We start from the raw sequence: 12242 nt of genomic DNA on the forward strand, positions 1-12242 counted from the left end.
CAGATCTCCCACGAATGTCGGTGGCGCGGCCCCTCGCATAGCCTGGAGGGCCCGCGCCGGAAAGCTCAACTCTTGACGCGATACCAGTCGGCGGCGTTCCAGAGCTCGCTGTCCCAGGGGTTGAGATCGACACCCCCCAGCGTGTTCGACTTCACCGAGATCCTGCCGCGATGGACAAGCGGTATGAACGCGCCCGAATTCACGATCATGTCGTTGAGCTTGATGATGATCGCCGCACGCGCCTCCGCCCCGGCCGTCCTGCCGAGCTCGACGAAGAGCGCATCGTATTCAGGCTCGCAGAAACGCGAGAAATTGCTGCCTTGCCACTGGGTTTCGGGGCTCGGAATGCCGGAGCAGACCCAGTCTCCGAGATAGGCTTCGGGATCGGTGCCGGAAAACTCGTTGGCGAATTCTTCCATGTCGGCATAGAATTTCTGCATCGTGTCCGGCGAGCCGGGATCGCCGCCAAAGAAGACCGAGCCGTCGATCTGGCGCAGTTCCGCCTCGACACCCAGCTCGCCCCACCACTGCTTGATGAGCGCCTGTGCCGCCTGCCGCACCGAACTCGTCGAGGTCTGGAAGAGCAGGCTCATGCGCACACCGTCCTTGGCGCGAATGCCGTCGCCCCCCTTGACCCAGCCCGCCTCGTCGAGAAGCCGCGCGGCCTCCTCCATGTCCTGCGCCTTGCACCAGTCGTTGTTGGTCGAGGCATTGATCTCCGGTGCCGGGATGAGATTGCAGGTCACGCGCCCGCCCGCGCCGTAGCCGGTTTCGACCAGGATCTCCCGGTCGATCGCGAGGCTCAGCGCCTTCACCACCTGCGGGTCCGAGAGGAAGGGATGCGGATGCCCCACCGTCGAGCGCTCCGCGCCCAGCGCGGGGTTCGGGTCGGTCTGGTTCACATGGATGCGCTCGACGAGCGACCCGAAGGCTGCGAGGATCTCGCCTTTCCCGGCCGCTTCCATCTGCGCGAGGATTTCCGGCTCCACCTGCGGGTTCCAGGCGTAGTCGAATTCCCCGGTCTCGAGCACCGAACGCGCCGCCGAGGCCGCATCACCGCCCCCCTTCAGCACCACGTTGGCAAAGGCTGGCTTGGCGGCATCGCGGTAGTTCGGATTGGCTGCGAGCGTGATGACGTCATTGGCCTTGAATTCCGTCACCACGAAAGGCCCGGTGCCGATGGGGTTGAAATTGGCCTCCGTGCATTCGGCAGCCTTTGCGCCCAGGCAATCGGCAAACTGCGCCTTCTGCAAGACCGGCGCCTCGACGCTCACGAACGCGCCGTAGGGATAGGGCGTCGGTTTCTCGAACGTGACCTTCACCGTGCGGGCGTCGAGCGCCTCGACCGTCTCTATGCCCGCGAAGTTCGAGGCCTGCGAACAGCCGCCCGCGGGATCGGTGCAGTATTGCCAGGTGAAGACGACGTCCTCCGCCGTCACCGGGCTTCCATCCGACCAGAGCAGCCCCTCGCTCAGCACCCAGGTGATGCTCGTGAGGTCCTCGGAGATACCGCCATTCTCGCGCGTCGGGATCTCGTCCACCAGATAGGGCACGAGATTGCCCTCGGGATCGAAGCGCGCCAGCGGTTCCAGCACGAGGCTCGCACCCTCGATGTCCTTCGTCCCGTTCGACAGATACGGGTTCATCGTCGAGACCGCCTGCCAGTAGAGGATGTTGAGCTGGCCGTCGGAGCCCCGCTCCGCCAGTGCGGCATTCGCACAGAGGGCCGAGGCCGCCGCCGCGCCCAGAAATATTCCTCTCGAGATCATCCACTTCTCCTCTGCTGAATGTCGGGGCCCGGCTCCCCCTCCGGCTCGACCAGATGACAGGCAACGCGACGCCCCTGACCCGCGGCGCGCAGCGCGGGGATCTCCCGCCGGCAGCGGTCAAAGACCTTTGGACATCGCGTTGAAAAGACGCAACCCTCCGGCGGATGCCGCGGGCTCGGAACATCGCCCCGGAGCACGATCCGCTCCCGCCGCGCCTCGAGCTCCGGATCCGGGCTCGGCACCGCCGAAAGCAGCGCCGCGCTGTAGGGGTGCAGGGGGCGGGCATAGAGCGGATCCCGCGGCCCGAGCTCCATGATCCGCCCGAGATACATGACCGCGACCCGCCGCGCGAGATGGCGAACCATCGAGAGATCGTGGCTGATGAAGAGATAGGTGAGCCCGAACTGTTCCTGCAGATCCTCGAGCAGGTTCACCACCTGCGCCTGGATCGAGACATCGAGCGCTGCGATCGGCTCGTCGCAGACGATGAACTTCGGATTGAGCGCCAGCGCCCGCGCGATGCCGATCCGCTGGCGCTGGCCGCCCGAGAACTCGTGCGGGTAGCGGCTGGCATAGGCCCGCGCGAGACCGACCGCATCGAGCAGCTCCTGCACCCGCGCCCGTATCTCCTCCCGCCCCATCCCGGTGTGCTCGCGCAGCGGTTCGGCGATGATCGAGCCCACGGTCATGCGCGGGTTGAGGCTCGCCTGCGGGTCCTGGAAGATCATCTGCATCCGCGGCCGCAGCGCCCGGAGCTCCCGCCCGTCCAGCCGCGAGATCTCGCGGCCCTCGAGCCGCACGGACCCCGCGGTCGGTGCATAGAGCCGCAGGATCGCACGGCCGGTGCTCGACTTCCCGCAGCCGCTCTCGCCCACCAGCCCGAGCGTCTCGCCCGCCGCGATGTCGAAGCTCACGTCATCCACCGCCCGCACCGCCCCCACCCGCCGCCGCAAGAGCCCGCGGGTGACCGGAAAATGCACCTTCAGCCCCTCGACGCGCAGGAGCGGCTCCCCGGCGGTCTCAGGGGTCATGGTAGGGCTCCCCCGCGGAGAAATCCCACCAGCAGGCGACGTCATGGCCCTCGGAGACATAGCGCCGGCCCGGATTCTCGACCCGGCACCGGTTGAAGGCCTGCGGGCAGCGCGGCGCAAAGGGGCAGGCGCGCGGTGGGCCCGTCAGCACCGGTGGCTGGCCCTCGATCGCCGGCAGCCGCCGCGCCCGCGTGCCCGTGACACGCGGCACGGTCGCAAGCAGCGCGCGCGTGTAGGGATGCCGCGGATCGGCAAAGATCCGGCGCACCGGCCCGTGCTCGATCACATGGCCCGCATACATCACCATCACCCGGTCGGCGAGCCCGGCCACCAGCCCGAGATCGTGAGTGATCCATATGATCCCCATGCCAAGCCGCGCCCGCAACTCGCGCACGATCTCGAGGATCTGTGCCTGGATCGTCACGTCGAGCGCCGTGGTCGGCTCGTCGGCAATCAGCAGCTTGGGATCGCAGGAGAGCGCGATCGCGATCATCACCCGCTGCCGCATGCCGCCCGAGAACTGGTGCGGATAGTCGTCGAGCCGTCGCGCGGCATCGGGAATGCCCACCAGCGCCAGCAGCTCGGCCGCCCGCGCCCGCGCCGCCCGCCGGCCAAGCCCGAGATGCGCCCGGATCGGCTCCATGATCTGGTAGCCCACCGTGAAGACCGGATTGAGGCTCGTCATCGGGTCCTGGAACACGAAGCCGATCTCGCCGCCGCGCAGCCGCCGCCGCTCGCGCCCCGAGCGCGTGAGCATGTCCTGCCCGCGGTAGAGCACCGGCCCGCCGCTCACCTGCGCGGGCGGGCTCGGCAGCAGCCCCATGAGCGCCATCATCGTCACGGATTTGCCCGAACCGCTCTCGCCGACGACACCCAGCACCTCGCCGGGGGCGATCGCGAAGCTCACACCGTTGACGGCATGGATCTCGCCGTCGCGGGTCGCGAAGACCGTCCTGAGATCCGACACCCGCAGAACCGGTTCGGGCCCGTCCAGCATGCTTCACTCCCCGCAGCTCCGTTCCGGCGCGCCCGGCCCACCGGCAGGCCGCGCCTCGGGCATGTCCGGCAGCTAAGCATGAACCCGCGCCTCCGCTCAACCTCCATCTGCGCCTTGACGCCGCTCCGGCAGATCCGCAAGACTCCGGGCCTTGCAGCAAGGATCTCTCATGGCACCGGCCCCGGTTTCCCGCGACATGCTCGCCCGTCTCGTGGCATTTCCCACCGTCTCGACGGCGAGCAATCTCGATCTCGTCGCCTTCGTCGAGGGCTGGCTCGCCGAGCATGGCATCGCCCCGGTCCGCGTCCCCGACCTTGCCGGGGGCAAGGCGAGCGTCTTTGCCCGCATCGGCCCCGACGTGCCCGGCGGCGTCGTGCTCTCCGCCCATACCGATGTCGTCCCGGTCACCGGCCAGGCCTGGAGCAGCGATCCCTGGACGCTCACCGAGCGCGACGGCCGCCTCTATGGCCGCGGCACCTGCGACATGAAGGGCTTTGCCGCCGCCGCCCTCGCGCTCGTGCCCGAGATGACCGCCGCGCCGCTCCGCCGCCCGATCCTCATCGCGCTCAGCCATGACGAGGAGATCGGCTGCCTCAAGGCCCCCGAGCTGATCGAGGCGATCCTCGCCACAGGCCCCCGCCCCGAGGCGGTGATCGTCGGCGAGCCTTCGGAGATGCGCGTCGTCACCGGCCACAAGGGCAGCTGGGAGTTTGCCGGGCACGCCCGCGGCCACGAGGTGCATTCGAGCCTCGTCCACACCGGCGTCTCGGCCGTCACCGCCGCGGCGCGCATGATCGCCTGGACCGCCGACACCATGGCCGAGAACGCCCGCGCCGCCCTGCCCGGCGCCTTCGTGCCCCCCTACACCACGCTCCATGTCGGGGTGGTCAAGGGCGGCACCGCCAAGAACATCACCGCGCGCGACTGCAGCTTCATCGGCGAGGTCCGCGTCATGCCCGAGGAGAGCATCGCCGAATGGCGCGCGCGCCTCGAGGCCGAGGCCGCCCGGATCGAGGCGGAGATGCAGGCCATTCGCCCCGAGACGTCGCTCATCCTCGAGAGCACCATCGCGATCCCGCCGCTCGTGCCCGAACCAGACGGCGCCGCCGAACGCCTCGCCCGCGCGCTGACCGGAGACAACGGCACCCATGTGGTCTCCTATCAGACCGAGGCCGGACAGTTTCAGGAACGCGGCCTCTCCACGGTGGTCTGCGGCCCGGGCTCGATCACCGAAGCCCACCAGCCCGACGAATACCTCTCCCTCGACCAGCTCTCCGCCGCCGAGACCTTCATCCGCCGCCTGATCCGCCACCTCTCGGAATAGCCGCCTCAGGCCGGGCCGAAGCCCGCGAGAAACCGCTCGATCGCCGCAAGCGCCTGGTGAAACCCCGGCGTTCCCGGCAGGAAGATGTGATTGTCGTCGTCAAGCAGCACGAAGTCCGCATTCGGCAGGGTCATGGCGAGCCGCCGCCCCTCCGCGTCCGAGACCGAGCGATCGCCGCGGGAATGCAGCAGCAGCACGGGCGCGGTCACCTCCCGCGCCAGCGCCTCGATGTCGAGCCCCACCATCAGGTCGAGATTGGCGAGGATCGCCGCCGCATCACAGGCCCGGCGCTGCATCTCGTCGAACTCGCGCGCCACGGCGGGCGAGCTGTCGGGAATGAGCCGCGCGGTGAAGAAGCGGCGATACTCCGGGTTGCTGTCGTTCCAGCCCGCCTCGATCAGCGCCCGGCTCCCCTCGTATTTGCGCCGCCCGGCCTCGTCGCCGGTCGCGACCCAGCCGCGCCCGAAGCCACCCCGCCCGATGATGCCGAGCACCCGTTCCGGGTAGCGATGCGCGAAGGCGATCGAGAAGGCGACCCCCTGCGACGGCCCGAACAGCAGAAACCGCTCGAGCCCCGCGGCATCGGCCACCGCGCGCATATCCTCCACGATGTCCCAGAGATCGAGCGGCCCGGTGATACGGTCCGAGAGGCTCGTGCCGCGCTGATCGAAACGCACGAGTCGCACATGCGCGCCGAGCCTGCGATAGAACTCCGTGAAGATGAGGCTCCGCGCCTCCATCTCGATGTTCGAGATCCAGCTCGGCGCCTTCAGCATCGGCAGTCCCTGCCCCGAAGCCGTCCAGGCAAGCCGCGTGCCGTCCACTGACACGGCGAAACGGATCGGCGCCTGATCGAGTGCCCCGACCTCCTCCGTCCCCGCGGGCTCGGGCCCTGCACGCTCGGGCAGGGCCAGCCGGTAGCCGAACCTCGGCAGTGTCTGCACCAGCGTCCGCTGACCGTCGCCCAGCGCGCGGCGAATGTCGGCGACACATTGCACGAGACTGTCCTCGGTCACCGCGATATCGCCCCAGACCCGGTCGATCAGCTCCGCCTTCGAGACCCCCTGCCCCCGGGCGCGGACGAGTTCGGCCAGCACCCGCGCCGATTGCGGCCTCAGCTGCCGCGTCTCTCCCGAGGCATCACGCAGCACCCCGCACCCCGTATCGAACACGACGTCGCCCAACCGGACGTGCTGCGGGCCTTCGCCATCCATGCGCGCCCCCCTCTTGCGCTCCCCTGCCGTCACCTCCTGAAAACGCTTCTGTTTCACGGGCAAGCCATAGACTAAAGTCTACACTGCCATGCCTGTCATTCCTAGCAAAGCCTTGTCCCGCCGTCGTTGAATGCCGCACCGAGGCCCGGTAAGCCGGGAGCAACGCAACCCCACGCCGCCCGTGAAAAGAGCCCCATGCCCGTCATCAACCGCTTCGCCGAACTCGCCCCGGAGATCACCGAATGGCGCCGCGATATCCACCGGCACCCGGAAATCCAGTTCGAAACCCATCGCACCAGCGCGCTCGTCGCGGGCAAGCTCCGCACCTTCGGCTGCGACGAGGTGGTAACGGGCCTCGGCCGGACCGGCGTCGTCGGCGTGATCCACGGCCGCAAGACGGGGTCGGGCCGGGTGATCGGCCTCCGGGCCGACATGGACGCGCTCCCGATCCAGGAGGAGACAAACCTCCCCTACGCCTCCGCCACCCCCGGCGCCATGCATGCCTGTGGCCATGACGGCCACACCGCCATGCTCCTCGGTGCGGCACGCTACCTCGCCGAGACCCGCAATTTCGACGGCACCGCCGTGGTGATCTTCCAGCCGGCGGAGGAAGGCGGCGGCGGCGGGCGCGAGATGGTCGAGGACGGCCTGATGGAGCGTTTCGGCATCGAGGAGGTCTACGGCCTCCACAACGATCCGACCCGCCCGCTCGGCGAATTCGCCATCCGCTCCGGGCCCTTCCTCGCCTCGTCCGACAAGTTCCGCATCGAGATCACCGGCCGCGGCGGCCACGCCGCCTTCCCGCAGACCTGCATCGACCCGACCCTTGTCGCCAGCCAGATCGTCATCGGCCTCCAGAGCATCGTGTCCCGCAACACCGATCCGCTCGAAGCCGCCGTCGTCTCCGTCACGAGCTTCCGCACCGAAGGCAACGCCTACAACGTCATCCCCGAGCGCGTGCGGATGAAGGGCACGATCCGCACCCTGCGCGCGGAGATCCGCGATCTTTGCGAGGCCCGCCTGAAAACGCTCGTCGAGAACACCGCCGCCGCCTTCGGCGCCACCGCCGCGGTCGACTATTCCCGCGAATACCCCGTCACCTCCAACCACGCCGCCCCGGCGGAATTCGCCGCAGGAATAGCCGAGGAGATCGCGGGCGCCACCGGCGTCGTGCGCGGGGCGCCTCCGATCATGGGGGCGGAGGATTTCTCGTTCATGCTCAACGCCCGCCCCGGCGCCTTCATCTTCATGGGCAACGGCGTCGGCCCGGCGCTCCATCATCCGGGCTACAACTTCAACGACGAGGCGATCCCGGTCGGCTGCTCCTACTGGGTCCGCCTCGTGGAGCGGGCCCTTCCTCTCAGCTGAGCCCGGATCAGGCGAACCTCCGATCGGACCCTGGATCCGGGTTGCCTCGCGCTCGACACGAGCATGCGGTCGATGAGCGCGGCCCGGTCAGGAAGCGCGCCTCCGTGTCCTGCCGGCAGCAGAAGCCGGTCAGCCGCCGTCCTTGAACGCCTCGTAAGCTGCCAGCGCGCGCTTTCGCCCCTCGGCCAGCCCGACGCGCCGCTCCGGCAACGGATCCTCCGGCGAGAGCCCCCAGCTTTCCGGCACCGCGTCGAAATAGGAGCGCGCCACCGCGTCATCGCTCCCCTCGAAGCCCAGCAGGTAGCGCGCACGATAGGCGCCCTCCGGGTCGAACTTCTCCGCCTGCGTCTCCGGGTTGAAGACGCGGAAATAGGGCGCGGCATCCGGCCCGCAGCCCGCCACCCACTGCCACCCCAGCGCATTCGAGGCCGGATCCCAGTCGATCAGGCAATCGGCGAACCAGCGCATTCCGATCCGCCAGTCGGTCAGCAGATGCTTGGTCAGATGGCTCGCGACGATCATCCGCGCCCGGTTGTGCATCCGGCCGGTCACATACATCTCGCGCATCGCCGCATCGACGAGCGGCTCGCCCGTGCGCCCCTGCCGCCAGGCTGCGGCATCCGCGCTCTCGCCGCGCCAGGGAAATCCCTGCCACTCCGCCCGCCACTCGCGCTCGAAAAGCTCGGGCGTGTGATAGCCGAGGTGCCAGGCGAATTCGCGCCAGCCCAGCTCGCGGCGGAAGGCGAGCGCGCCGTCGCGCTTGCCCCCGCGCGCCGCCCGGCCCGCCGCATGCCAGGCCTCGCGCGCCGAGATCTCGCCCCAGGTGAGATAGGGCGAAAGCCCCGAACAGCGGTCGAGATCGAGCCGGTCGCGGCCCTTGGCATAGTCCCGCACCGGCGCGTCGAGAAAGGCCTCGAGATGCGCCTGCGCCGCCGGCTCGCCCGCCTCGACATGCCCCGCGACGACGTCGGCGCCCCGCCGCATCCCCGCCCCGAGCGCCCAGTCGGCAAGCGCATCCGTCCCGGGCCAGTCCCGCGGTGCGGCAAGCGCCTCCACCGCATCGAGACAGGGCCCCGGCTCGATCCCTTCAAGCGCCCGGAAATACGGCGTGAACACCCGGTAGACATCGCCCCCCGACTTCGGCGCCACCGCCCAGGGCTCGAAGATCAGATGCCCGGGGTGGCTCTCGGCCTCGAGCCCCGCCGCGCGCAGCGCCGCCTTCACCGCGCTGTCCCGCGCAATGGCGGCAGGCTCGTAGAGCCGCGTCCAGTGCACCGCGCCCGCGCCGGTTTCCTCGGCCAGCGCCCGAAGGCAGTCGAGTGCCTTGCCCCGCCGCAGCACCAGATCACTGCCAATGCCGCGCAGGCGTTCGCGAAATGCCGCGATCGCCTGCTCGAGCCGCCATTTCGGCGCGGCGCCGATGTCCTCGGTCTCCGGATCGAGCACGAAGACGGGGATCACGGGGCGTCCCGACTGCTGTGCCGCAGCGAGCCCCGGGTGATCGGAAAGCCGCATGTCGCGCCGGATCCAGTAAAGAAGCGGTGGGTGCCTGGTCATGCCTGCGGAAACTGGCACGGTTTGGCGCAGGGTCAATCTCCGATCAGCGATCCTTGTCGAGTCTCACACACGCGCCGCCTGCACGCGATACGACAAGACGCATCGGAGTATCCCGGCCCCGCCTCAAGCCAGGGCCGCCCCTGTATCTGAACCAGGACCACAGCACTATAAAAATTTATTTTATGTTTCAAAAATTTATTCATCCATGCCTAAGTTTTCAGCTTTCTGTTCTCCCCAGAAACAACTTGACCGCGACTCCACCATTTGGCAGTAATTTACCAGAACCAACAACCTTGAATTGTTGAGCCTCGCTCGAACGAGAGTCGCCGCAGTGGGGTCTGGAACCGCGAACGGCTTCACCGCCGGTCTTGGGCCAACGCGACCGCTCCAAGGGAGCGGGATCGCGCTGTAAGCCGGAGGGATTGCATGAGCATTGGCGGCGCGGCGCATCGCATCTCGAGCTACGCCCCCGCTGCTGCTGCCATCTCTCTCATCCTCGCCTTCGGCACCGTCGCCGACCGCACCACCAGCGAGCTTGCGCTCCAGACCGAACGTGATGCCGTCGAGCACCATCTCGATACCCTGAGACTGCGCCTCGAGCAGATGCTCGACACCCAGTTCGAAGCCCTCGTCCGGCTCGCGGGCGTGGCCGCCACCGACCCCGGCCTCTTCGATGGAAGCCTCGAGGACATAACCGCCGCAATCGCATCGGATCCTGCGCCCATCATGGGCCTCGCACTGCTTCCCGGAGGCGGCGACAAGCTCGTCGCGGCCGGCAAGATGCCCAGCAACGAGACGCTTCTCACGCTCCTGCGCCAGGGCAACCCGGACGAAAACGGCGCCCGCAGCCTTCCCGGCGCCGTCACACCGGCCTTGCTGCTCTGGGCGCCGGTCCGCCTTGCCGCTCCGAATGCCGGCGATCAGCTCTGGGGTCAGGCCATTGCCGCGATCGACGCCGGAATGCTCTTTGCCCGCGCCGGGCTTCGCGACAGCGGCGCTTTGTTCGATGTCGCGCTCACCGAAGGCGACCGGCAGACGCAGGCGGGTCCGGGTCTGCGCGCGCTTCTCGTCGGCAGCCCCGAGGTACTCGGCGCCGATCCGGTGATATCGCCCGTCCACGTACCCGGCGGCGACTGGATGCTCGCCGCCCACCCCGTCAACGGCTGGAACCCCTCCTCCACGGCGCTCTGGTCCATCCGCGGGTTCACGATCGCCTCCGCGATCGGCTTCGGCCTTCTGCTCATCCGCATGCGCAATCTGACCGAGCAACGGCGGCGCAACGTCGCTGCGCTGCGCCGCAACGATCAGGCGCTCTCGCTCGCGACACGCCGCCTCACCGTCGCGGTCGAGGCCTCCCGGCTCGGCGTCTGGGAATACAACGCCACCACCGGCAAGGTGGAATGGGATGCGCGGATGCGCGAGCTCTACGATATCCCCGAAGATCAGGCGGAGCTGCGCTATATCGACTGGCTCGACCGGGTGCACCCCGAGGACCGCCTCGCGGCCGACGCCGCGGTCCGCACCGCCCTGTCCTGCGGCACGCCGCTCTCCACGACGTTCCGGATCTGTGACCGCCACCGGGTGAAGTATATCGAAGCCACATCGAACTGCGCCCGCGAAGCCGACGGAATGCTCATCATCATCGGCGTGAACCGCGACATCACCGCGACGGTCGAGCGCAATGGCGAGCTCGAGCGCAGGCAGGTCCAGCTCGAACGCGCCGCCGCCAATCGCTCCCGGTTCTTTGCAACCATGAGCCACGAGATCCGCACACCGCTCAACGGCGTCATGGGGGTGCTCGACCTGATGCTCCACGACACCCTCTCCGCCGCCCAGCGCAAACGCGCGCAGATCGTCCACTCCTCCGCGCGACAGCTCCTCAACATCGTCAACGACTGCCTCGATCTCTCGAAGCTCCATGCCACGCAACTCGCGATTCACCCGACCGAGACCGATGTGCGCGACCTGGCGCGCGAGGTCGTCTCGCTCATGTCCGCCTCGATCCGTGGCGGTGCGGTGACGCTCACGGCATCCTTCACCCCGGGGATCCCCGGCGCGGTGATCTGCGACCCGATGCGTCTGCGGCAGGTCCTGACCAATCTCGTCGGAAACGCCCTCAAATACACCGACGAGGGTTCGGTCAAGCTCAGCCTCGACCACGTGCCCGAGGGCGGCGGCATGCTCGCCGTGGAGGTCAGCGACACCGGCATCGGCATCCCGGCCGTGGCGCTGGATACCCTCTTCCAGCGTTTCACCCAGGCCGACGCGGATGAAGCCCGCCGCCGCGGCGGCACCGGCCTCGGCCTTGCGATCTGCAAGGAGATCATCGTGGCCATGGGCGGCGAGATCGGTGTCGAGAGCCGCGAGGGCAAGGGAAGCGTCTTCCGCTTCCGAATTCCTGCCCCCGCCGCGCAGCCGCAGGGCAGCCAATGGCCAGACCCCGAGCCCCTGGCCCTCTGCGAGGAAGACAGCGTGGCCGCGGAGCCGCCACTGCCCCGCGGCGCCGCGCGGATCATCCTGACCGCACAGCCGGGCGATGCCCGCCGCATTCTCGCCTCCTACCTCTGCCTCGGCGGCAACGAGGTGACCTTTGCCACCCATGGTTCGGAGGTGATCGAGGGTGTGCTCGGCGGGCGGCTCGATCTCGTTCTGCTCGACCTCGACATGCCGGGGCTCGATGCGGCCTCGGTGACGCGCCGGGTCCGCCGCATCGCCGCGCCGATGGGCTCCGTGCCCGTGCTCGGGATTGCCGACCTCCCCTTTGGCGACAAGGCCGCCGCATGCCGTGCGGCGGACATGACCGCCATTCTCGGCAAGCCCGTAACCGCCGAGAGCCTCTACGGCGCCATCGAGCGCGCCCTCGCCCCCCCGGCCCTCGGCCCCCTTGCCGCGGCGCCGCTCCACCACGATATCGGCCGCCTCGAAAACTCCGCCTGAGCCTGCGGCGCGCAGCGGGCCTCTTTCCTTTCCCCCCGCGATCTG

8 protein-coding genes are annotated in these 12242 nt (G+C 68.9%); 3 read left to right on the forward strand and 5 right to left on the reverse strand.

What is annotated here, in order from left to right:
- Nucleotides 1–65 precede the first annotated feature (65 nt).
- Genes ACF66B_RS04185 through ACF66B_RS04195 form a run of 3 tightly spaced genes read right to left on the reverse strand, consistent with a single transcriptional unit; the run spans nt 66 to nt 3797 of the window.
- Nucleotides 66–1769, reverse strand: a complete 1704-nt coding sequence (locus ACF66B_RS04185) for a peptide ABC transporter substrate-binding protein (RefSeq protein WP_111430413.1) — start codon at nt 1767–1769, stop codon at nt 66–68.
- Nucleotides 1766–2800: a dipeptide ABC transporter ATP-binding protein gene (locus tag ACF66B_RS04190; RefSeq protein ID WP_111430412.1), complete on the reverse strand. Its 1035-nt coding sequence runs from the start codon at nt 2798–2800 to the stop codon at nt 1766–1768. Before ACF66B_RS04190 ends, ACF66B_RS04185 begins: the two co-directional genes overlap by 4 nt.
- A complete protein-coding gene (locus ACF66B_RS04195; RefSeq protein ID WP_392664113.1) occupies nt 2790–3797 on the reverse strand; it encodes an ABC transporter ATP-binding protein in 1008 nt (335 codons plus the stop codon). Before ACF66B_RS04195 ends, ACF66B_RS04190 begins: the two co-directional genes overlap by 11 nt.
- A gap of 169 nt (nt 3798–3966) precedes the next feature.
- Here ACF66B_RS04195 and argE point away from each other — a divergent pair, with 169 nt between their 5' ends.
- The gene (gene argE / locus ACF66B_RS04200; RefSeq protein ID WP_111430399.1) at nt 3967–5121 is read left to right on the forward strand and encodes an acetylornithine deacetylase; all 1155 of its coding nucleotides are present in this window, start codon (nt 3967–3969) and stop codon (nt 5119–5121) included.
- A gap of 5 nt (nt 5122–5126) precedes the next feature.
- On the opposite strand, the gene ACF66B_RS04205 is transcribed toward argE, so the two are convergent.
- Complete coding sequence (locus tag ACF66B_RS04205; protein ID WP_111430398.1) at nt 5127–6335, reverse strand: alpha/beta hydrolase; 1209 nt, start codon at nt 6333–6335, stop codon at nt 5127–5129.
- Nucleotides 6336–6530: 195 nt separating this feature from the next.
- Between ACF66B_RS04205 and ACF66B_RS04210 the strand changes: the two genes are divergently transcribed.
- On the forward strand, nt 6531–7703 hold the full coding sequence (locus tag ACF66B_RS04210) for a M20 aminoacylase family protein (RefSeq protein ID WP_111430397.1): 1173 nt from the start codon (nt 6531–6533) through the stop codon (nt 7701–7703).
- Between the two features lie 129 nt (nt 7704–7832).
- Here the strand turns inward: ACF66B_RS04210 and ACF66B_RS04215 are convergent, their stop codons facing one another.
- On the reverse strand, nt 7833–9260 hold the full coding sequence (locus ACF66B_RS04215) for a deoxyribodipyrimidine photo-lyase (protein ID WP_111430396.1): 1428 nt from the start codon (nt 9258–9260) through the stop codon (nt 7833–7835).
- Nucleotides 9261–9686: 426 nt separating this feature from the next.
- On the opposite strand from ACF66B_RS04215, the gene ACF66B_RS04220 reads away from it, so the two are divergent.
- The gene (locus ACF66B_RS04220) at nt 9687–12197 is read left to right on the forward strand and encodes an ATP-binding protein (RefSeq protein ID WP_111430395.1); all 2511 of its coding nucleotides are present in this window, start codon (nt 9687–9689) and stop codon (nt 12195–12197) included.
- The last annotated feature ends 45 nt before the right edge of the window (nt 12198–12242 follow it).

This window comes from Amaricoccus sp. B4 (assembly GCF_043226085.1).
Lineage (GTDB): Bacteria > Pseudomonadota > Alphaproteobacteria > Rhodobacterales > Rhodobacteraceae > Amaricoccus.